Source organism: Fibrobacter sp. (genome assembly GCA_024399065.1).
Lineage (GTDB): Bacteria > Fibrobacterota > Fibrobacteria > Fibrobacterales > Fibrobacteraceae > Fibrobacter.
On record JAKSIB010000003.1, the window covers coordinates 18,702 to 40,050 of the forward strand.

Sequence of the window (21,349 nt, forward strand, 5' to 3'; positions counted from 1 at the left end):
TCATGGGAAAGCTCTTTAGAAACCTTCTCAAGTCCCCGATGTTCGTCGTCGGTTTGTCCATCTTCGTGCTCACCTTGTTGATCGCCGTCTTTGGACCCATCTTCTACAACGTAGACACCCATGCTCGTGACATTCTCGCTGGTCCCTATGCTGGTTCTAGCTCCGCTCACTTGCTCGGTACCGACCACCTCGGCCGTGACTACGTTTCCCTGTTGATCGAAGGCCTTGGCAACTCCCTCTATGTGGGTTTCCTTGCTGGTATCATCGCTACTACTCTCGGTGTTCTTATCGGCTTGTTCGGCGGTTTCCGCGGCGGCTGGATCGACGAAGTCCTGAACATGTTCACCAACCTGTTCATCGTGATCCCGCAGTTCGTGATTCTCGTGCTCATCAGCTCTGCCTTTAAGGATGGCCGTTCCCTGACCCTCATCGGCGTGGTGATTGGTCTTACCGCTTGGAGCTGGTCTGCTCGTGCAGTCCGTGCACAGGCTTCCTCCCTCCGTAGCCGCGACCACATCTCCCTTGCACGTATCAACGGTGCAAGCACCCTGACCATCGTTATCAAGCATGTGCTCCCGTACTTGCTCTCCTACGTGTTCATGGTGTTCATCATGCAGGTCGGTTCCGGTATTCTTTCCGAAGCTTCCATCTCTATGATCGGTCTTGGCCCGGTCGATACCACTTCTCTCGGTATCATCCTGAACCAGGCTAAGGATAACGGCGCTCTTGCTGACTCCATCTGGATCGCATTCCTGCCGGCAACTCTCGTCGTTACCTTGACGGTGTTCGCACTTTACCTGATCAATACTTCTATGGAAGGCGTCTTCAACCCGCGTCTCCGCAAGTAAGAGGTAAAAAATGTCTGAAAATGTATTTGAAGTAGAAAACCTCGGCCTCTATTACTTGGGTCGTTTTGGCGACAAGACTCACGCTGTTACCGACGTGTCCTTCTCCATGAAGCAGGGCGAAATCCTCGGTATCGCAGGTGAATCTGGTTGCGGTAAGTCCACTCTCGTGTCTGGCCTTATGGGTATGTGCATTCCTCCTCTGTACCCGGAACACGGCGATGTCCGCGTTAAGTCCGGTGACAAGATGGAATCCCTCATGAACCGCTCCATCGAAGACGTCCGCGCCAACGTTTTGGCTCAGAAGGTCTCCATGATTCCTCAGGGCGCATTCAACGCTCTGAACCCGGTTCGTAAGATCAAGGATATCGCTGCCGACGTTATCGCAGCTCATCAGCAGCCCGGCAAGAAGCTGGACAAGGCTGAAATCTACAAGCGTCTTTGCGAACGTTTCGACTTGTTCGGCATGGACACTCAGCGTGTGCTGAACTCCTATCCGATCCAGCTCACCGCTGGTGAACGTCAGCGTTCCGTGATCGGTATCTCCACCTTGCTCAACCCGCAGATGGTGATTGCTGACGAACCCACATCCGCTCTGGACGTTTCCACCCAGAAGGAAGTGATTTCCATGATCTTCGACCTTCTCGACAAGAAGATCTTCAGCACCATGATCTTCATTACCCACGAACTTCCGCTCCTCTACCATGTGGCTGACAACATCGCCATCATGTACGCTGGCGAAATCGTTGAAATGGGTACTGCAGAACAGGTCGTCAAGGATCCGCGTCATCCGTACACCCAGGCTCTCATGGGCGCTATGCTCTCTACCGAAGCTTCTCAGCGTACTCGCCATCCGGAAGCTATCGAAGGTGCTCCTCCTAGCCTCAAGAACAAGATCGTGGGTTGCCGCTTTGCAGACCGCTGCAAGAAGGCATGCCCGGATTGCAAGAAGAACACTCAGGAAATCCGCATTGTTGGCGGCCGTCAAGTGAGGTGCGATTATGCTGTCTAATAAGCCCGTTGTTTTTTCCGCTAAGCGCATCAGCAAGGACTTTGGTGCCGGCAAGTCTCTGAAGACTGCAGTGAAGGATGTCTCCTTCGACATTTACGACGAAGAATTCATCTCCATCGTGGGTGGTTCCGGTTGCGGTAAGTCTGTTCTCGCAAAGATCATGCTCGGTCTTTACGAACCGACCCGCGGTCAGTTCCTCTATCGCGACAAGCCCATCAAGAACCTGAAGGACCACTGGAACGAAGTCCAGTCCGTGTTCCAGGATCCGTTCGGCTGCTTCAACCAGTTCTTCACCATCCGCTCTCAGCTGGAAGACGCTCTCAACATCCTGAAGGACAAGCCCTCCAAGGAAGAAATCCGTCGCCGCGTTGACGAAGGCCTCATGGCTGTGAACGTTAAGCCGTCTGATATCGAAGGCAAGTATCCGTTCGAACTTTCCGGTGGTCAGATGCAGCGTATGCTTCTCGCTCGTATCTTCGCACTCCGTCCGAAGGTTTTGATCGCTGACGAAGCTACCTCCATGGTGGACGCTTGCGTTCGTGCAAACATCCTCGATTACCTCCGTAAGTTGAAAGACGAACTGAAGATGACCGTGGTGTTCGTTACCCACGATATCGGTCTTGCAAACTACGTTTCCGACCGTATCTTCATTATGCACGATGGTAAGATCGTTAACCAGGGTACTCCGGCTGAAGTGTTGGATAACACCAACGAACCGCACACCCTGAAGCTGCTCGACGATATTCCTGAAGTCCACAAGACCGAATGGATCAAGAACAGCCGTCGTTCTAAGAAGGGCTAATCAATCCTAAGGTTAATGGTCCCGCGTAGGTAACTGCGCAAACTATTGAAAAACCCCGGTACCAAGAAATTGGCGCCGGGGATTTTTTTATACCGAATTTGCTTTTCAAGCCAAATCCTGGCGGCTCAGCCATACTAGAGCACAAGTGCTCTGTTGCGACATTCGCCTTGGGGGGGGGGATTGTAAAGAAATAATTCCTTGATGAGGGAAGGATTTTTTTTTATGATATGAAAGTATTCTTGTTAGGAGGATAATGTGAAAAAATGTTTCGTTATCGTGGCGTGTGCCATGAGTTTCTTTGGGTGTAGCGAAGAAGCTTCAATTAATTCGAAAAATGTCGTCTCCAATGATTCTTCCTTGGCAGAAGAGGAATATATCCTGCCGTATTTTGATTTTGGTGAAAATGGGCAACGAATTCGTTATGAGCAAGGTGTTAGGGCTTTGTTCAAACAGCCTGAAACTCGTAATGTACTAATTGTGGGTTCTTTTGATGAATTTGCAAAGCTAGAAAGAGATTATGCCATACATTTGCAAGAAGATGTAGATTATAAACGAAGCATAGAACGTCCTTTAGACTACGTTTGCCGTTTATCTTTGCTTGCAATGGGACAGAATTATGAGTATATCATGACTCAATCTGGAGATACATTGCTTTCAGATAAAATTATATATGAGGGTTGTGAGTATATCGGTTTAGAGTGTGATGATTGCGATGAATCTTCTGAGGAGGATCCGTATTTAAAGCATAAAACTTTGAAAAAAATTGCAAAAGAAGAATCGTTTGAAAATGAGGTCTCCGTAGAAGTCTATCCTTATAGAATGGTGGCTAGTTCATTCATAACGAATATTTCTTCGCTCTATTCATCGGCTGGAGCTGAAACATATTTTAAGAAAAGGCAACAGGTTTGGCGAGGACCTTTTGTTGGAACTGTTTGGCGTTGGGCCGCTTTTGACCCGGATAGAAACGGCGTTCGTGCTTATTGTTTTGAAAGGTGTACTGTAGATGCGGGGGCTCTTTCTTGTACTAAACCTACGTCGAGTTCAGATTTAGATACATCAGGTGATACTGAAGATATTACTGAACGATGTGCATTGAGGTTTGGTATTTCAGTGAGTGGTAGTATAGATGATGATGGACCGTCAGATGTTTCTGTTTCTCCTGTGAACGATAATGTTAAGGAGTTCAATGGAGGTGTCGTAGGATTGCATTATGTTAAACATAAAGATATTGAGTTTAAGGCTATGACAAGTAAGGGTTTTTCAAGTGAGGTTCGTAAATTGTTGCACACTTATTCGGGATTCAATTATAGATAAAGGATGGTTGAGAATGAAAAAATTAATTGTAATGATGTTGATGTTTGTTTGTGTTGCATTTTCAGAGACTGCTTTGAATTTTGGCTTTGGCCCATATCATGGTATGTTGGGCCTAGAACAGACTTTTTTGGAAAATAAATATTCTGTGAATATTCACTTGGCTAATTATGATTCCGATTATGATTTTTTAGCGGGAGTAGGTGTGGCGTATCACTTCGAGGGCTTGAATGGTCCATATGTATTTCATAGCTCAGAATGGATTCGTGGTGAAAAAAATCTTTCAACTTACACATATAAGGACGGGATAGAAAAATTAGTCTCGGAAAATATTATTGATATAAATTATTGGCGTCTTGTTTTTGGATTTGGATATCAACATCGTTTTTATAGGCATTTGAGCGCTTATTTTGAAATGGGTTTTGAATTTTATGCTGGAAATGGAAGCTATTTCCTGGAATTCAATCAGGGTCGAGGGACCTTAGATAATGATGCGCTTGGTTTCCCGTGTGGCTTTGGTCTTTCCCTTATATTTTAATCGTCGAATTTTGAGTTTGGCAATCGTTGCCCCTCCCAAAAAATTTTTTTCTTGTTTCCTGCTGAAAACGCAAAAAAGGGGAGCTATAGTTCCCCTTTTTTTATTTTGTGTGTATATTCAAGTCATGAAGAAAAGAAATTTTGGTTTTGCTAAGGTGGCCTTGGCCGCCGCACCTTTGATGCTCGCCTCCAACTCTGTTGCTGGCCCCCTCCTGATCAACCAACTGGGCTTTGCTCCCAATTCCGAGAAGCTTGCCGTGATTCCCGGTAGCGACGCCAACCCGGCCGAAATCCGTGACCTGAACGGCAAGACTGTTTTTACCATGGAAGCCCCGTTGGTCTACGACTGGGACTTTAGCGGCGAAGAAGTCCAGACATACGATTTTTCTGCAGTGAAGACTCCGGGTACCTACCGCTTCTATCGCGACGGCTACCTGGGCAATCCCATTGTGATTGGCGACCGCGTTTACGAAGAAGTCACCAAGGGCGCTATCAAGTGGTTCTACTACCAGCGCGCCAGCATGCCTATTGAAGCCCAGTACGGCGACAAGTGGGTTCGTGCCGCAGGCCATCCCGACGACAAGGTGATCGTTTACGGTACCGACGCTCGTACCGCTGCAGGCTACGAAAAGTCCGTTGGCAAGAAGCATCCCAAGGCTGGCCAAAATGTCATCATCAACTCCTCCAAGGGTTGGTACGATGCTGGCGACTACGGCAAGTACATTGTGAATTCCGGTATTACCGTGTTCACCTTGCTCCAGCTTTACGAAAACTTTCCGACCTACATGGACACCCTCACCTGGAACATTCCTCGTGAACTGAAGAACATGCCGCTGATTCTTGAAGAGGTGAAGTACAATCTGGACTGGATGCTCACCATGCAGGATGCAGACGGTGGTGTTTACCACAAGGTGACTACCTTGATGTTCGGCGGTTCCGTGATGCCGGAATTTGATGGCGCACCCCGCTACGCCATTATCAAGAACGTGACCGCTTCCCTGGACTTTGCCGCAGTCATGGCTCAGGCAAGCGTTGTGTACAAGAAGTTCGACGCTGCTTATGCCGACCAGATGCTGAAGGCTGCAGAAAAGGCCTACGCCTGGGCAAAGAAGTACCCCAAGGCATTCTACAAGCAGCCCGAGGACGTTCAGACCGGTAGCTACGCTCCCGGCGACGAAAACGGCAAGGATGAATTCCGCTGGGCCGCTACCGAACTTTACCGTGCCAAGGTTGTGGCCAGCCAGAAGGACAAGGCTGCCAACGGCTATCTCGCCGACCTGAAGGCAAACAAGTTCACTCCCGATGGCGCCTGGTGGGGCAACGTGAATATGCTTGCTGCATTCCGCGTGGCTATGGACAAGGCTACCTACGGTGCAGACCTGAACAAGGCCGCAAAGAAGGTGGTGATGGACGAAGCCAACAACCTCCGCGCCGTGGGCGATACCAGCGGCTACCATCTGCCTGCATTCCCCTGGAGCTGGAACTGGGGCTCCAACAGTGCAATGGCAAACAACGCCATGGTGCTGCTCCACGCCTACTATCTCACCGGCGACAAGAGCTATGTGGATGGCGCCCAGCAGGTGCTCGACTATCTTTTGGGCAAGAACCCCATGGAAATCTCCTACGTCACTGGCTTTGGCTACCGCGCCGCACGTAACCCGCACCATCGCCCCAGCGAAGGCGACTGGGTAGACGATCCGGTGCCCGGCATGCTGGTGGGTGGTCCTCACCTGGGCAAGCAGGACATTAACCTGGATGGCAAGGAATCCTGGAAGTGCGAAAACTACGCAGCTGCCGACAAGCCGGCCCTGGCCTACATCGACAACCGCTGCAGCTACGCAACCAACGAAGTGGCTATCAACTGGAATTCTCCCTTGGTTTATGTGGCTGGCGCCCTGCAGGCAATTTACTTGGGCGTTGCCAACACCCCGGCTAAGTAATTTGGCTTATGCTTGCTTTTAAGCCAAATAAAAAGGATTGATTGAAAAGGACCTCGCGAAAGCGAGGCCTTTTTTTTTAAGTTTAGTGCCACGGAAAACTTTCTATTATAAAGTGACAGGCCTTGGTTATGGAATATTTGTATTTGACATGCCTTCTGGTTTCGATGGGTATGTTGGTATGGCTAAAGTTGTTTGACGTTAGAAAAAGCGTCTCCCAATATTTGAACTTGGTCATTGTAATTATTTCAAGCTTCGGGTATTATTTCTTGTCGATTTCAAGGACCCTCGAGGAGGCCCTTTACTCTCAAATCATTGGATACGTCGGTGGTGTTTTTCTACCGGTATTCTTCTTCTTTTTAGTCCTGGAAATTTGCCACCTGGATTTATCCAGGTTCGTGAAAGTCGTTCTTGTATTAGGCCAATGCTGTATCTATGGCTTTGTATGTACAATCGGAAGAAACGAGCTGTTTTATAAAAGCGTAGAAATGCACCTGGACAATGGGATGGTGGTACTGGATAAAGTTTATGGGCCGCTTCATATGCTGGCAATCGGCTCCATGTACTTGTATCTGTTTTTGGCCTTCGCTGTCGTGATCTACGCCCTTGTCAAGAAGAAGTCCGTAGATGTCAAAAACACCATAACCATGTTGGTGCTGATGGCCATTGCCACGGATGTGTATGTCATGGAAAAAGTACTTGGCTTGGAACATACCATTATTCCGCTTGCCTTCGACGTGCTTATGTTCGGTGCCTTGTTCCCGATCTATGACTCCAATATTTTTACGGTCTACGAAAACAAGAACATTGTAGACGAACAGCTTGGCAATGTTGGATTTTTGACATTCGATAAGAACAAGGCCTATAAAGGCTGTAACGGCTACATGGAAAAAATATTCCCGGAACTGTCGAAGTATAGGCTTGGCCAGATTATCGAAAATAGCAGCCAGGAATTGCAGTGCATTATCGACAAGATTGAAAGTATAGAAGAACTATATAAAGGTAGTTCGACCAGGGAACACATACATGTTTCAATAGAATCGTTTTTGTTGAACGACCGGTACTACGACGGCAAGATTCATGTACTGACAAATTCATTCGGAAAGCTTAAGGGATATACAGTAGAACTTCGCGACAATACGGAGCACTACAAGACCTTGGCGCTTCAGGAACGATACAACGACGAGCTGTCCGAAGAAGTTGATAAAAAGACAAGGCGCATAAAGAGCATCCAGGAAAAGACGATCCTTGGAATGGCCCAGATGGTGGAATCGAGAGACCTAAGCACTGGCGGGCACATTAAAAGGACAAGCGATGTCGTAAGAATCTTTGCGCGAAAACTGATTGATGCTGGCCTTGGTCTGGATTCTGAATTCTTGCAGCTGGTTATACGAAGCGCACCTATGCATGACCTAGGAAAGATTGGTGTGGACGATGCAGTGCTGCGAAAGCAGGGCAGGTTTACGGATGAAGAGTACAACAAGATGAAGGGACACTCGGAAATCGGGTACCGCATGGTAAGCGAGATACTGTCTGGTGTCGAGGAACCAGACTTTGTCCGTGTGGCAGAAAACGTTGCCCACTATCATCACGAGAAAGTCAACGGAACCGGATACCCCAAAGGATTGAAGGGTGAGGAAATTCCCATCGAGGCAAGAATCATGGCCCTTGCAGATGTGTTTGACGCCCTGGTTTCAAAGAGATGCTACAAGGATGCGTTCTCTTACGAAAGAGCCTACGAAATAATCGAAAAGGACTCAGGAACGCATTTCGACAAGCAGCTGGCCACAGTCTTCTTGTCTTGCAAGGAAGAACTCGAAAAGTATTACAACGCCGGCTAAGTGTGAAAAAGACCTCGCGGGGTCTTTTTTTGATGAATAAAGCTTATGCTGATGTACTATTTTTTCGCTTCGTATTCTTCTTTGGATATTTCCTTCCACATATTCTTTGTTAAAGTCTGCGGCCAAGATTGCCAAGGGTATCGGCGTCACCGCAAAAATCGTGTGCAGGTGGGTCCAGGATTACAGAAGGCAAAACAACTTGCCGTCCTACGAGGAAGATCGCCGGCTCAAGAGAAACTCCATTGAAGAGCTTATCTATCGTCGAACCTATGCCGACATGGACGATGTCAGGAGGACATCTTCAAATACATCGAGCTATTCTACAATCAATACGAAAAAAGAGTATATTTAAAACTTCAGATTAATGAATATGGTTTATGAAAAACCCTCTAAAAAAATCAACAAGTCCAAGTTTAATTGATTATATGGGTTATTACGGAAATTCAGATAATAAAAAGTTGAGGTGGGCATGGTTGTTAAATTCTCTAAAATTTTAATTCTGTTATGCGTTACGATAATATTGCAAGCGTTTGCTGAAGAATCTTTTGCAAGTCGTTCTGTAGCAGAGTCTCCGGTTACTGTGCAAAATATTTCTATCGAAAGAATTAAAGAACGTTTTGATGGGTTTAGATGTGTTTTTCGCGATGATCGAGGGGTGATCGTGACCCTTGAAGAGTTGTTTTCTCCTATGAAAACAATGGAGGCTGGCATTTATTTGGTGTATAACTATGACTCTAAGGCCTCGAAGAATGAATACTATGTTGGCAACAATGTGTATGCCTACATACCTCCAAACGGAGAGAATGCCTCAATTCTAAAAATTCCGGGAAGCCCCACGGAAAAATTGGAGGATGCAACTTCTGAACAATTCGAATTATGGGATAGGTTTGCCACTCGGAAAATGCTTAGTTCCAAGAATTTTAAAGAATACTGTTCCTCAAAAACAAATATTCGTTTCGTCGATGATTTGAACAACTTGTTAAAAGAATCTATTGATATTGAGTTGTCCGTCTTATTGACTAATCCCGATAACAGAGAAGGTTTTTCAATTTACATGGTTAAAGATGGAATGCCTGTAAAAATGTTGCATATGGATAATGTAAATCTTATTAATCCTGACATGAAGAAACGTTTTTTTTTGAAATATATTTCCCTGTACAACCAATTGAAGAAGGCAATGTTACGTGTGGATGAACGTTGCTCCTATAAGAATTTATGAAAAACGTTGTGATAATTCTGCTATTGTTCTTTTGCTCCACTTTTGTTTACTCTCAACCAAAATTGGAATTGCATTTGACCAAATACGAAGCATCTTTTTTAAGAGAAGAATTTAGGATGTATGATTCATCTGACTCGTTGATAAATGCTGGTAAGGCGACATACATTTTCTATGAACGACGTAATGAAATTTTTCTGTTTATAGTTCCTCATGAAGGAGATTTTCTTTTCTTTGTTCGGTTTCCTGAAATAAAAGCCAATCGTTTTACTGAACCTCATCAATTCTTTTTAGAACGAAAGGAAATACTTCAACAGGGTACCGTGCAAAAGTCCACTCTACGAGGGGATGCTATTGCAAAAATCCATGAATTCGATTTAAAGACAATCCCTTATGTTCGTGTTATTGTAAAAAACGATTCCAATGAACGTTCACACATTTTCAAGAATACAATATGGGGCGTAGATGTAGACAAAGACGTTAGTTATTTTCACATAAAGGACAATCGATCTTTGATCGAAACCCCTCCTCAATTTTTGAAAATATATATCGAGTTGTTTGACTATCTAGAAAAACTTGAAAAGGAACTAGTTGAAAATGACAAATAGATTGTTTTTAGTTCTAGTTGCTTTGGGAAGCGTTCTTCTGGTTTCATGCGCACCAAGCTCCCCGAACCTCTTTGAAATTGGTATGCAGTCCCTATTTCCCAAGAACAGCGGTATCGAGTTTGGTACGATGCGTTTGGATTATTACAGAGAATGGAACGAGATCGTACTTGTCGGAACCGATGTAAGAGTCAAAGACACTTCTCGTGAAGACGAAATTCTAGATTTAGCTATTGAAAAAGCGAAAGTTGATTCATTCTGCAAGGAAAACGTTTTCAATGAGTTTAGTTTTTCAAATGCTTCGTTGTATGGTGATCCTTTATTCATTGGTGAAAAAATTGAACAGGATTCGAATTTTACTGTAACTTGTTTATACAGTCATTACGACATGCCTATTCATGGGTATTCAAATCAATTTGAGCTCCAAGATTGGATTAAATTTTTAACAAGGCGGCAATCACAACTGTTTGACCAAGACTCCGTTTATCGCATTGTTTATTGGGGAGACTCTGTCTATGTGGAAAGTTCGCAAATTAAGGAACATCGATCGAACAGCACCTTCGCAGAAGGAACTGTGGTCCATGAATTCTATATCAGTAAATCGGAACCAGTGATCTCCATTGTTGCAAAACATGAATCATCTTTCCCAGTTGTAAAAAGACGGGCAGGCAATTTGTTGGTTGAAAGTCCTAGATACAAAGAACTCAAGAAACGGGAAGGACTTTGATTTGTCCTTTAGAAATTGAATAGAATTATCTCTGCAAGACGCGCCCATAGGAAGGAAAGAAGGTTCCCTTATTGTCGGAGAAGGGGACACTAGTCGCAAAAAACGGCTCTTGCCATTGCATTTTTAACAATACTATCTGTTTTAGAGGGGTGCAAAACCCCTTTTTTTGTGGGTAATTTTATTCTCGTAACCTACGGGCGGGTTGGGTGTTTCGCCTGTGCAACAAAAGGAATGAGAATGTTTGGAGTTGATTTCCGTGGGCTTTTCTCTGGAAAGTCCTGTGTTTCGGGCAAGTTCCGTGCCGTGGCTTTGTCCTTGGGTATTGCGGCGAGTGCAGGTTTTGCTCAGGATCAGTTGTATCCTGAAATGTTTCCGCTGTCAGCGGTGAAGCTTTTGGCTGGCCCCCTGCAGGAACGCCAGGACTTGAATGGCGAAACTTTGCTGGCTTATGATACTGACAGGTTGATTGCGCCTTTCTACGAAGAGGCGGGCATGCGCCCTAAGGCAACCAAGTTCAGCAACTGGGCTGGTTTGGATGGCCATGTTCTGGGGCACTACTTGAGCGCCTTGGCTATGCATTATGCGGCTACCGGCGATACGGAAATCAAGAAGCGCATGGAATATGTGGTGGATGAACTGGAAATCATCCAGAAGCAGAATTCCAAGGACGCAAACTTTGTAGGCTACATCAGTGGCGTTCCCAACGGAAAGTCCATGTGGCTCAAATTCAAGAACGGCGATGCCGGCGCACAGAACGGCTATTGGGTTCCCTGGTACAATATTCACAAGACATACGCAGGCCTGCGTGACGCCTGGATGTACGGCGGAATTTCCAAGGCCAAGACCATGTTCCTTGCCCTTTGCGACTGGGGCATTACCATTACCAACGGCCTTAACGATTCCAAGATGGAATCCATGATGGGTACGGAATACGGCGGAATGAACGAAGTGTACGCCGACGCTTACGAAATCACCAAGAATTCCAAGTACCTGGATGCAGCAAAGAAATGGTCCCACAAGTGGCTGCTGAATTCCATGGCTTCCAACAACGACGTGCTTTCCAATAGGCATGCCAATACCCAGGTGCCGAAAGTTGTGGGTTTTGCTCGCGTGGCGGAACTGAGTGGCGACAAGACTTACAAGGCCGGCGCCGAAACCTTCTGGGACATCGTGGTGAACAAGCGTAGTATTGCCATCGGTGGCAACAGCATTTCGGAACACTTCCCGGATTACGACAAGTACAACAAGTATATCGAGGAACGTGAAGGACCTGAATCCTGCAATACTTATAACATGCTGAAGCTGACGGAGCGTTTGTTCCATATGACGCCCAATGCCAAGTATGCGGATTTCTATGAACGTGCCTTGTTCAACCATATTTTGTCTACAATCCACCCGAAGCACGGCGGGTACTGCTACTTTACTCCGGCTCGTCCCCGTCATTACCGCGTGTATTCCAAGGTGAATGCAGGCATGTGGTGTTGTGTGGGTTCCGGCATGGAAAATCCCGGCAAGTATGCCCAGTTCATTTACACCAAGGAAAATGATGCACTGTACGTGAACCTTTACGCAGCCACCGAATTGGACTGGAAGGAAAAGGGCGTAAAGATCAAGCAGGAAACTGCATTCCCCAAGGGGGAGGTGTCGAAATTTACTGTTAGCGGTGCGGGCAGTTTCAAGATGATGCTGCGTCACCCCTACTGGGTGAAGGCCGACGAATTCAAGGTTGTGGTGAATGGCGATACCGTTGTGTCGAAGTCTGATGTGTCCAGCTATGTTTCTGCGGGCACTGTCAAGGGTGGCGATGTGGTGGAAGTTGTTTACCCCATGCACACTCATACCGAGGACTTGCGCGGCATGAGCAACTACGTGGCTCTCCTCCATGGTCCTATTGTGCTGAGCGCAAAGACAGGTACTGAAGGTCTCTCTGGCTTGGTGGCTGATGATGGTCGCTGGAGCCATATTGCAGGTGGCCCCCTCCAGTCTCTGGATGCCGCCCCCATGCTGGCTAGCGAAAAGAAGGACATTCCTTCCAAGGTGACGCCGGTGAAGGGCGAACCGCTCCACTTTAAGGCACCCTACTTGTTCGCCGCCCAGAAGGATGCGAACCTGTTGCTGGAACCCTTCTACGAAGTACACGACGCCCGCTACATGATGTATTGGATGGTGCTGACGGATCCTGCAATTCTTGAAAAGCTGAAGAAGGAACAGGCCGAGGCGTTGGCTCTTGACGAAAAGACAGTGGACAAGGTGTCGCCGGGTGAACAGCAGCCCGAAGCAGATCACCGCATGCAGAAGGAGAATTCCTCTACCGGAAATCATCAGGGTGAATTCTACCGCGATGCGGGTCAGTGTTCCGGTGGTGATGGCGGATTCATTAGCTACGAGCTGGAAACCAACAGCGAAGACTCCTTGGACCTGATGGTGCGTTACTGGGGTAACGAAGGTTGCAATCGCGCCTTTGACATCATGATCGACGGTGAAAAGCTTGCCAGCGAAAATATTTCCAACAAGTGGAAGAAGGATGAATTCGTCAACGTGAAGTATCCTATTCCCGACAACATGGTGAAGGGCAAGAAGGTGATTACCGTAAAGTTCCAGGCAAGCACCGGCATGGTGGGCGGTATCTTCGGAGTACGTCTGTTGCGCAACAAGCCGAAGCCGGAACCTGTTGTAGAAGATTCGACCGACGCAATTGTTGCTAGCCGAAAAGTTGCAAGCTCTGTGCCGCAGCTCCGTGCCCGCGCAAATTCCGATGTGTTGCAGATCGAAGCTAGCTCTCCGTTGCAGAACAATGTGGCTGTGAAGATTTTCTCCATGGATGGCCGCCTGGTGAAGGCTCAAACATTGAATGCCGGCAGCGCAACTTTCAGCATTGGCATTGGTGACATGAAGAATGGCATGTACATTATGCGTGTGCTGCAGAACGGAAATCTGTTCGGCAATACCATCTTCACGAAAAAGGGAATTTGACGATAGCTTGAATGCTTGAATGGACTTAAAAAACGACAAATGGGGTACTAAATTGAGCGAAAACTTGGTTTGGTATCCCATTTTTTATACAAACTAAACTTTTATGGCGCTTAATTAAGCTTGATGTGCGTTGGGAAGGGTATTAAATCCGTTTTATTATTTGTTTAGTACCCTAAATGCAAAATGTTTGAATGACTTTGTTTATTACAAATTAATTTTTTGGGTACTATTTTATGTGTTTTACTTGTTTAGTACCCTATTTTTTGAAAAATGTGAAATTTGTGGGCTCATTTCCTTGCAAAATGGCATTTTTCGGGTGTACCCGATTTGCGTAAAACTGCCTCAGGGTGTATCTTTAGAATATCCCTGGGGTTTATTATGAGTTTGAAAAAGTTTTTCAAGATGGTTTGTGGGGTGGTCGTTGCGCAGTGTGCTTTGGCAGGTTCCGCTATCGCAGCACAGCCTGTCGCGGGAGATAAGGTCGGCGGTTTAGTGCTTCAGGATTTGAACTACACGGACCATCTGCAGACTTTGCCCAATTACGATCGTGGTTTTTATTATTCCCAGGCGCTCCACGTTAAGGTGGAAGGTTCCAAGCCTATTGAAAAGCCATATGGTAAGCTGGTTCACCTTCGTGCAGACCTTGCGGAATTCAGCAGCCGCGCCTGGCTGAAGATTGATACTACCGGGGGCCGGCGCGATACCACTTGGGGCAAGTCCCAGGACTTAACGGAAGATGCCTTGAACGTTTTGCAGACCACCTTCGATAACATCCGCAAGAACGGCAGCAAAGTCATTGTGCGATTCTGTTACGACCCGTGGTTTGATGGGCATTCCAACACTACTGCGGAACACGAGTGGGTGCTGCGCCACATTGAACAGCTGGCTCCGCTTCTGACAAAGAACGTAGACATCATCGTGGCTCTTGAAATGGGCATGCACGGCGCCTTCGGTGAAATGCATAGCGATACGGCGATTACGTACCCCCGCGTGGCCGAGGCGGTAAACAAGATGTTGCGCCTGACGACTCCGGAACTTAAGATTCTCACCCGCACGGGAAATTACTCTGCCGCAGTTCTTGGCTTTGAAAACTGGGGCGTTGATTTCAACATCGACAGCGATGTCTTTAAGAAGATTGCGGAAGCCAAGGGCGATACCATGTACCGCGTGGGAATGTTTAACGACGGCTATCTTGGAACCCAGTATGATTACGGTACCTGGGGCTCGAATTGTGAAACATCCATCTGTCGTGAAGAAGGTGTGGCCTGGCTTGAAAAGTACAGCATCAACACGCCTTATGGTGGCGAGGCTGTGGCGACGGCCAGCGGTTACCAAGTCATCAATACGCCGGAGTTCCTGGCCTACGAAGGCTTCCGTACCCACACCAGTTACTTGAACATGCATTGGAATAACAATGTGGTGGATGGCTGGAAGGCCAAGCATTTTAGCGGCAAGGATTTTGAATACGACGGAACAAAAATTGATTCCCTTACAGGTTACAAGTTTATTGAAGACCATCTGGGATATCGTTTTGTGCTGCGAGAATCCTGGTTGCCCGATACAATTGGTTCTAGCCGACATTTTCAGGCGAAGCTGAAAATTCAAAACGTGGGCTTTGGAAATCTGACTAAAGATCAGCCAGTGTATCTTCTTATTGAACAGGACCGTGACATGGGCGGCCTTGCTGTTGAACCGAGTGGTGATTCTCTTCTGCTAGAAAATCTTGACTTTAGAAATGTGTTGAGTAGGAAAATCGTCGTTGCCGATGGTGATACCAACATGACTTTTGATGGAGTCAATGACATTGATATTGATGTAAAGGATTGCCCCATGGCTTATGGAAAGAATGATGTTTACCTCCTTGTGGGTAACGTGTCCTTTGCCAATAAATCATCAAGAGATCCTTTTGTTTTTCATGAAAATAAAAATGCAATGTACTTAGGTTCTTTTGTGTATGATCGCGAGAAATCAGATGCTATTGGAGTGTTGCGCAATGTTCGAAACAAGGGGACTGAAACTCGCGTAGAACGTGCCGACCAGAAAATCCAGGTCCGCGATGGTCGCAGTCGTTCAAACGCACTTGGCAAAAATCGCGACGGGTCTGGCGATAAGTTGTTCCGTGCGAATGGAAAAGCCGTGAAATAAAAGTCGGGTGGCGCCGACAAAAAAAGGTGGTGTTATGAAAAAGTTGTTTGGGTTTGCGGGAAGTTTGGTTCCTGCGCTTTCTCTGGTGGCGTTCCTCGGAACTTCTGCCCAGGCGGAGATTTCTGTAACGGTGGATGCATCTGCCGGCGTCAAGAAAATTTCCCCTTACCTCTATGGCCGAAACATTGACAAGGTCAGCGCCGATAGCGCCCGCCTCAGCGATGAAGACCAAACTTCCATCAAGACGATGAACGAAGCCGGCATTCGTTTTATTCGTGCAAACTACGGCAACAATTCTACCCGCTACAACTGGCGAAAAAAGTTGACCGTTCATCCGGACTGGTACAACAACGTGAATGCCGTAGACTGGGACATTACCGCCAAGAAGATTCTGGACAACATGCCTCAAGCAGATGCCATGTATGCTTTCCAGTTGACGGGTTATGCGGCCGCCACCAACGAATACAACTTTGCAGATTGGACTTTCTACAAGGCTCATAACGATACCTGGGCCAAGGCAACCCTTGACTTGGCTGGCGGTGGCGAAGTTGCCGACGATGGCGAAACTCTCATCAAGGCCGGCGATTACAGTTTGTATTGCGAGCCTTGGCCTGCTGATTCCACTGTGGGAATTATTGACCACTGGGCAAAAGAATTGAAGTACGATATGTCCAGACTTCAGTATTGGAGCATGGACAATGAAATGGAAATTTGGAATGGTACCCACGGCGACTTGCCCTTGGATATGGATCCGGATTTCTTGGTGGAACGTTATGTTGATGTGGCCAAGAAGGCCCGCGCCGTATGGCCCGAAATCAAGTTGACTGGTCCTGTGGTTGCAAACGAATGGCAGTGGTGTACAACTGGTGCCTCGGAAGGAAAGTCTGGCCTGGGCAAGGGCGAAGACCGCAATTACTGCTGGCTTGAATACTTTATCAAGCGCCTTGCCGAAGAACAGAAAAAGTCCGGCGTCCGCATGTTGGATGTTTTCGATATGCATTGGTATCCTACGGAGAAAACATATGCAGAGCGCGTGAACTGGCATCGTGTATTCTTTGATACCACCTACAACTATTCCGGTGCCAATGGAATCAAGTTGGTGAGCGGAAAGTGGGATAACAACCAGACAAAGGAATATGTTTTTGCCCGCGTCAATGGATGGCTGGAAAAGTACTTTGGCAAGGACCATGGAATTACCTTGGGCTTGACCGAAACAGATATTATTGACAAGGACGATCCCATGACCACTGCGCTTACGTACGCCTCCTGGCTTGGAACCTTTATGGATAATGGTGTGGAAATTTTCACGCCTTGGACATGGGGCGAAGGCATGTACGAAGTGGTGCATCTCTTTAGCCGCTATAATCAGCAATTCCGGGTGCAGTCTGAATCCAGCAACGATTCCTTGCTTTCGGCATATGCCTCTGTAAGCAATGCAAGAGATTCCATGACGGTGATTCTTGTGAACCGCGCAGAAAAGGATGCACAAAGCGTGACCTTGAATGTGAAGGGCTTGAAGAATGTGGGTGCTTCTGCAGAAACTTTGACATTGGCTGGAATCAGCGGCGAGACTTTTGTTTCTCACGAAAGCAATGCATTGAAGAAGGGCGCTGCAACTGTTGATGTTGCTGCTGGTACGGTGGCTCTCGAAGTGCCTGCAAAGTCCATTGTGGCGGTGCGCTTGACTGCTGACCCGGGCGATGTGATTGACGCTATTTTCAAGCCATATGATCGTCGCACCGTCAGAAACCAGCCCATGGTTTTCCGTGAAGATCATCAAGTGAAAGTCCGTGGCGGCGAACGATATGGTGAAAAGATCTTCCATGTGAACGGAAAAGTCGTGAAGTAAGGTTTGCGTTTGCTTTAATACAAAAAAGCCCCGGCACAAAGTGTCGGGGTTTAATGCTTTTTGGATCCTTCGGTCACTGCGTTCCCTCAGGATGACGCGGTTGAGTCCCTCAGGATGACGCGGACGATACAAAAAATTAGCCGTTGACCAACTTTACGAATTCGCGGCAGACTTCTTCGGGATTGGGCTTGCCGAAGATTGCGGAGCCTACGACGAATACGTTTGCGCCAGCTTCCTTGCAAGCGAGGATGTTGTCCAGCTTGACGCCGCCATCGATCTGGATGTCAAGTTCCGGCTTCATCTGGCGAAGTTCGCGAATTTTGTCCAGGCAGTAGGGAATGAGGCTCTGGCCGCCGAAACCCGGATTCACAGACATCACCAGAACCATGTCAACGATGTCGAGAACATGCTTGATGCTTGTAAGCGGGGTTGCCGGGTTGATGGCAACAGCGGGCTTTACGCCAAGTTCTGCAATCTGGTGCAGCAAACGATCCAGATGGTTAGTGGTTTCGGCGTGGACGCTGATGAGGTGTGCGCCAGCCTTTGCAAATTCACCTACGTAGTTTTCGGGATTGGCGATCATCAAGTGGCAATCCAGCGGAAGGCTTGTGCCCTTCTTGACGCAGGCGGAAATGCCCGGGCCAAAGCTGATGTTCGGAACAAAGTGTCCGTCCATGATGTCCAAGTGAACGAGGCCTGCGCCGCCGTTTTCGATGGCCTTGAGGCCGTTGCCTAATTCCAGAAAGTTTGCGTTTAAGACGCTGGGTGCGATAATTTGCTTCATGGCGTGCAAGTTAGAAATTTTGCATTCATTTGCCAATCTAGACAGATAAACTTTATTTTACTATTATTGGGCGCAAATAAAATTAAGGAGAAAAATATGTCCAAAGGTACTAAGACTGTAGTTGCAAAGCCGGCTGCTAAGAAGGCCGCTGCTAAGCCCGCAGCAAAGGCCGCTAAGCCCGCTGCAGAAAAGAAGGTTGCTGCTAAGGCTGCTAAGCCGGCTGCAAAGAAGGAAGCCCCGAAGGCTGCAGCAAAGGCTGAAAAGAAGGTTGTCGCTAAGGCTGCTCCCGCCAAGAAGGCTGCTGCTCCTAAGGCTGCCGCAGTTAAGGCTGTCAAGCCGGCTGCAGAAAAGAAGCCCGCTGCAAAGAAGGCCGCAGCTCCTAAGGCTGCCAAGAAGGTTGCAGTTGTTCTCACCACTCCGACCGCTTACGAACTCGCTTCCAAGGTGACCGTTGCAGGTTCCTTCAACGAATGGAACCAGGCTACCGCTGTTGTTTGCAAGAAGGACAAGAAGACTGGCCTCTGGTCTGCAAAGCTTTCCCTCGTTGCTGGCACCTATCAGTACAAGTTCATTTGCGATGACCAGTACTGGGACGAAGGCGACAACAAGGTTGTTGAAGTCAAGTAATCGTTGCACCCGGTAATTCGCGGCTCTGTGCTGCGGCGACCCGTGACATGCATTTGGAAAGGCCCCTCCTCGGAGGAGCCTTTTTCGTTTGATGAAACCAAATAAATTAATATTTGTCAGCTTTTGTCACTGCTTTTGATCTATATTAAAGGCATGGCATTCAAGATTATACGAAACGATATTACTAAGGTCAAGGCCGATGTCCTTGTAAATTCGGCCAATACTGAACCCATTTGCGCAGGTTACCGTACCGACGCCGCCATTTACGAGGCTGCCGGTTTTGATGATATGCTTGCCGCCCGCCAAAAGATCGGCAAGATCGAGGTGGGCCATGCCGAGGTTACCCCGGCATTCAAGCTTCCGGCCAAGTATGTCATCCATACGGTGGGCCCCATGTGGGTGGATGGCAAGTCTGGCGAGCCCGAGGCCTTGCGCAGCTGCTATCGCGAATGCCTTTCAAAGGCTGTTTCTCTGAGGGCAAAGTCCATTGCCTTCCCGCTGATTTCTACGGGAGCCTTCAAGTTCCCCAAGGATCAAGCGCTGGATATTGTTACCGAAATTGCCAAGGAATTTACCAGCGAGCATAAGCTGGATGTGATTCTTGTTGTGTACGATGAGGAATCCTTTGGTTTGACCTCCGACTTGACGGACTTTGTGCAGGCCTACATTGACGAACATTACGTTGGCAAAGTTACCGAAGAACGCCTGGAGATGTACAGCGAAATGAATTCCTCGGAGGAGGAACGCTGGCAGTGGCGTGGCGAAAGCTCGCTGCCTCGGCGCGGAAAATTCAATGGAAAAATTCGTGATGAGAATCCGCTTTGCGAACAGGCTGCGATTGACAAAATTTCAGTTTGCATGTCTCCTCGCGGGGTTGTGCCGTTAGAAAAGAGCAAGAAAAAGGAAACGCCAAAGCCGGTTTTCGCATCCTTTAAGGGCAAGTTAGAAGAGGATCTTGGTAGAAAAATTAAAGATTTTGATATTCAGCCTTTTAGTCAGCGCTTGATTTATTACATTAATCAGAAGGGTCTTGACTCTGCTGCCGTTTACAATGCAATATTTATGGATCGTAAGCACTTTTCAAAAATCCTTAATGATAGAATCAAGACAATAAGGCGCGAAACAGTTTTGGCCCTTGCCGTAGGTATGAAGTTAAATGTTGTTGAAACGACTGATTTACTTTCGTACGCAGGTTATTCATTTACTCCAAACATTAACCTGACTGATGTGATTGTTGAAGCGTTCATTGAACGGAAAGTTTACGACCTCATGCGAATAAACATTGCATTATCAGATAACAATCAACCTCAGTTAGGTTAACAATAGCGCCGGGAAACCGGCGTTTTTTTTGTCGCTTGTCAGGCGACCTCGCGGGCCTTGCGATAGGGTATCTTTGTTTTTGTTAAGAGGGAACGGCAATCCCGCCGACCCGAACAAAAAGAGGTAAAATATGAAGCAGGGTTTGACTGAAATGGTTTTCATCATGGACCGTAGCGGTTCCATGAGCGGCTTGGAAAAGGACACTATCGGCGGTTTCAACTCCACTATCGAAAAGCAGAAGCAGGAACCTGGCGAAGCCATTGTTTCCACCGTCCTCTTTGACAACGAAATGGAAGTTCTCCATGACCGTATTCCCATTGCCAATGTTCCCGCCATGACTGACAAGGAATACTATGCCCGTGGCTGCACCGCCTTGCTGGATGCTGTAGGCTTGGCAATCCACCACATCGGAAACGTGCACAAGTACGCCCGCGACGAAGATCGCCCTGAAAAGACCATCTTCGTGATTACCACCGACGGCTACGAAAATGCCAGCCACATTTATACCGCCAAGAAGGTGAAGGAAATGGTGGAACGTCAAAAGTCCAAGTACGGCTGGGAATTCATTTTCCTGGGAGCAAACATTGACGCCGTGGAAACAGCCCGTGGTTTTGGTATCGCCGAAAACCGTGCCGCCAACTTCGTGAACGATGACGCAGGAATTATTAAGTGCTGTGCCGCTCAGAACACGGTCATTAGAAATATCCGTATGAATATTGAGGATGCTTCCTGGAAGGACGACATTGAAGCCGACGTAAAGAAGCGTGGCCGCCGCCGTTAAAAACATCAATAAAGCGTGCAAACGGCAAATCGTTTCT

Annotated in this window: 18 protein-coding genes; 17 read left to right on the forward strand and 1 reads right to left on the reverse strand. The window is 47.4% G+C overall.

Translation table 11 applies throughout. The features are described 5' to 3' along the window. Positions 1-2 precede the first annotated feature (2 nt). The 14 genes from MJZ25_02070 to MJZ25_02135 all read left to right on the forward strand — a co-directional run bounded on the left by MJZ25_02070 (position 3) and on the right by MJZ25_02135 (position 17,800). Complete coding sequence (locus MJZ25_02070) at positions 3-848, forward strand: ABC transporter permease (GenBank protein ID MCQ2122950.1); 846 nt, start codon at positions 3-5, stop codon at positions 846-848. A 10-nt stretch (positions 849-858) separates the two neighbouring features. After that, positions 859-1,857, forward strand: a complete 999-nt coding sequence (locus tag MJZ25_02075; protein MCQ2122951.1) for an ABC transporter ATP-binding protein — start codon at positions 859-861, stop codon at positions 1,855-1,857. Then, a complete protein-coding gene (locus MJZ25_02080) occupies positions 1,847-2,659 on the forward strand; it encodes a dipeptide/oligopeptide/nickel ABC transporter ATP-binding protein (GenBank protein MCQ2122952.1) in 813 nt (270 codons plus the stop codon). The genes MJZ25_02075 and MJZ25_02080 overlap by 11 nt, the downstream gene beginning before the upstream one ends. A 255-nt stretch (positions 2,660-2,914) precedes the next feature. After that, entirely contained in the window at positions 2,915-3,973 is a 1,059-nt protein-coding gene (locus tag MJZ25_02085; protein MCQ2122953.1) for a hypothetical protein, read from the forward strand. 13 nt (positions 3,974-3,986) lie between these two features. Beyond that, on the forward strand, positions 3,987-4,508 hold the full coding sequence (locus MJZ25_02090) for a hypothetical protein (GenBank protein MCQ2122954.1): 522 nt from the start codon (positions 3,987-3,989) through the stop codon (positions 4,506-4,508). A 124-nt stretch (positions 4,509-4,632) separates the two neighbouring features. Further along, positions 4,633-6,447 carry a glycoside hydrolase family 9 protein gene (locus MJZ25_02095; GenBank protein ID MCQ2122955.1) on the forward strand — a complete coding sequence of 605 codons (1,815 nt, stop codon included), beginning with the start codon at positions 4,633-4,635 and terminating at the stop codon, positions 6,445-6,447. Between the two features lie 170 nt (positions 6,448-6,617). Then, a complete protein-coding gene (locus MJZ25_02100; GenBank protein ID MCQ2122956.1) occupies positions 6,618-8,285 on the forward strand; it encodes an HD domain-containing protein in 1,668 nt (555 codons plus the stop codon). Positions 8,286-8,391: 106 nt separating this feature from the next. Continuing rightward, a complete protein-coding gene (locus MJZ25_02105) occupies positions 8,392-8,637 on the forward strand; it encodes a hypothetical protein (protein MCQ2122957.1) in 246 nt (81 codons plus the stop codon). Positions 8,638-8,754: 117 nt separating this feature from the next. After that, positions 8,755-9,504 carry a hypothetical protein gene (locus MJZ25_02110; GenBank protein MCQ2122958.1) on the forward strand — a complete coding sequence of 250 codons (750 nt, stop codon included), beginning with the start codon at positions 8,755-8,757 and terminating at the stop codon, positions 9,502-9,504. Beyond that, positions 9,501-10,109: a hypothetical protein gene (locus MJZ25_02115; GenBank protein MCQ2122959.1), complete on the forward strand. Its 609-nt coding sequence runs from the start codon at positions 9,501-9,503 to the stop codon at positions 10,107-10,109. The genes MJZ25_02110 and MJZ25_02115 overlap by 4 nt, the downstream gene beginning before the upstream one ends. Beyond that, on the forward strand, positions 10,099-10,833 hold the full coding sequence (locus tag MJZ25_02120; GenBank protein MCQ2122960.1) for a hypothetical protein: 735 nt from the start codon (positions 10,099-10,101) through the stop codon (positions 10,831-10,833). Before MJZ25_02115 ends, MJZ25_02120 begins: the two co-directional genes overlap by 11 nt. 237 nt (positions 10,834-11,070) lie before the next feature. Further along, positions 11,071-13,806 carry a glycoside hydrolase family 127 protein gene (locus MJZ25_02125; GenBank protein ID MCQ2122961.1) on the forward strand — a complete coding sequence of 912 codons (2,736 nt, stop codon included), beginning with the start codon at positions 11,071-11,073 and terminating at the stop codon, positions 13,804-13,806. A gap of 378 nt (positions 13,807-14,184) precedes the next feature. Next, the gene (locus MJZ25_02130) at positions 14,185-15,951 is read left to right on the forward strand and encodes a DUF4832 domain-containing protein (GenBank protein ID MCQ2122962.1); all 1,767 of its coding nucleotides are present in this window, start codon (positions 14,185-14,187) and stop codon (positions 15,949-15,951) included. A 34-nt stretch (positions 15,952-15,985) separates the two neighbouring features. After that, positions 15,986-17,800, forward strand: coding sequence for a glycoside hydrolase (locus MJZ25_02135; protein MCQ2122963.1), 1,815 nt, complete (start codon positions 15,986-15,988; stop codon positions 17,798-17,800). A 136-nt stretch (positions 17,801-17,936) separates the two neighbouring features. On the opposite strand, the gene rpe is transcribed toward MJZ25_02135, so the two are convergent. Then, the gene (gene rpe, locus MJZ25_02140; protein MCQ2122964.1) at positions 17,937-18,584 is read right to left on the reverse strand and encodes a ribulose-phosphate 3-epimerase; all 648 of its coding nucleotides are present in this window, start codon (positions 18,582-18,584) and stop codon (positions 17,937-17,939) included. A 96-nt stretch (positions 18,585-18,680) separates the two neighbouring features. Between rpe and MJZ25_02145 the strand changes: the two genes are divergently transcribed. From MJZ25_02145 to MJZ25_02155, 3 genes are all read left to right on the forward strand, one after another. Then, entirely contained in the window at positions 18,681-19,211 is a 531-nt protein-coding gene (locus tag MJZ25_02145; protein ID MCQ2122965.1) for a glycogen-binding domain-containing protein, read from the forward strand. Between the two features lie 153 nt (positions 19,212-19,364). Beyond that, positions 19,365-20,531: a macro domain-containing protein gene (locus MJZ25_02150; protein MCQ2122966.1), complete on the forward strand. Its 1,167-nt coding sequence runs from the start codon at positions 19,365-19,367 to the stop codon at positions 20,529-20,531. 130 nt (positions 20,532-20,661) lie between these two features. Continuing rightward, positions 20,662-21,312, forward strand: coding sequence for a hypothetical protein (locus tag MJZ25_02155; GenBank protein ID MCQ2122967.1), 651 nt, complete (start codon positions 20,662-20,664; stop codon positions 21,310-21,312). The last annotated feature ends 37 nt before the right edge of the window (positions 21,313-21,349 follow it).

Bases quoted from the DNA above. Each gene is read 5' to 3' on its own strand.
- MJZ25_02070 (MCQ2122950.1), top strand. From the start codon at position 3: ATGGGAAAGCTCTTTAGAAACCTTCTCAAGTCCCCGATGTTCGTCGTC.
- MJZ25_02075 (MCQ2122951.1), top strand. From the start codon at position 859: ATGTCTGAAAATGTATTTGAAGTAGAAAACCTCGGCCTCTATTACTTG.
- MJZ25_02080 (MCQ2122952.1), top strand. From the start codon at position 1,847: ATGCTGTCTAATAAGCCCGTTGTTTTTTCCGCTAAGCGCATCAGCAAG.
- MJZ25_02090 (MCQ2122954.1), top strand. From the start codon at position 3,987: ATGAAAAAATTAATTGTAATGATGTTGATGTTTGTTTGTGTTGCATTT.
- MJZ25_02095 (MCQ2122955.1), top strand. From the start codon at position 4,633: ATGAAGAAAAGAAATTTTGGTTTTGCTAAGGTGGCCTTGGCCGCCGCA.
- MJZ25_02100 (MCQ2122956.1), top strand. From the start codon at position 6,618: ATGTTGGTATGGCTAAAGTTGTTTGACGTTAGAAAAAGCGTCTCCCAA.
- MJZ25_02110 (MCQ2122958.1), top strand. From the start codon at position 8,755: ATGGTTGTTAAATTCTCTAAAATTTTAATTCTGTTATGCGTTACGATA.
- MJZ25_02115 (MCQ2122959.1), top strand. From the start codon at position 9,501: ATGAAAAACGTTGTGATAATTCTGCTATTGTTCTTTTGCTCCACTTTT.
- MJZ25_02120 (MCQ2122960.1), top strand. From the start codon at position 10,099: ATGACAAATAGATTGTTTTTAGTTCTAGTTGCTTTGGGAAGCGTTCTT.
- MJZ25_02125 (MCQ2122961.1), top strand. From the start codon at position 11,071: ATGTTTGGAGTTGATTTCCGTGGGCTTTTCTCTGGAAAGTCCTGTGTT.
- MJZ25_02130 (MCQ2122962.1), top strand. From the start codon at position 14,185: ATGAGTTTGAAAAAGTTTTTCAAGATGGTTTGTGGGGTGGTCGTTGCG.
- MJZ25_02135 (MCQ2122963.1), top strand. From the start codon at position 15,986: ATGAAAAAGTTGTTTGGGTTTGCGGGAAGTTTGGTTCCTGCGCTTTCT.
- rpe (MCQ2122964.1), bottom strand. From the start codon at position 18,584: ATGAAGCAAATTATCGCACCCAGCGTCTTAAACGCAAACTTTCTGGAA.
- MJZ25_02145 (MCQ2122965.1), top strand. From the start codon at position 18,681: ATGTCCAAAGGTACTAAGACTGTAGTTGCAAAGCCGGCTGCTAAGAAG.
- MJZ25_02150 (MCQ2122966.1), top strand. From the start codon at position 19,365: ATGGCATTCAAGATTATACGAAACGATATTACTAAGGTCAAGGCCGAT.
- MJZ25_02155 (MCQ2122967.1), top strand. From the start codon at position 20,662: ATGAAGCAGGGTTTGACTGAAATGGTTTTCATCATGGACCGTAGCGGT.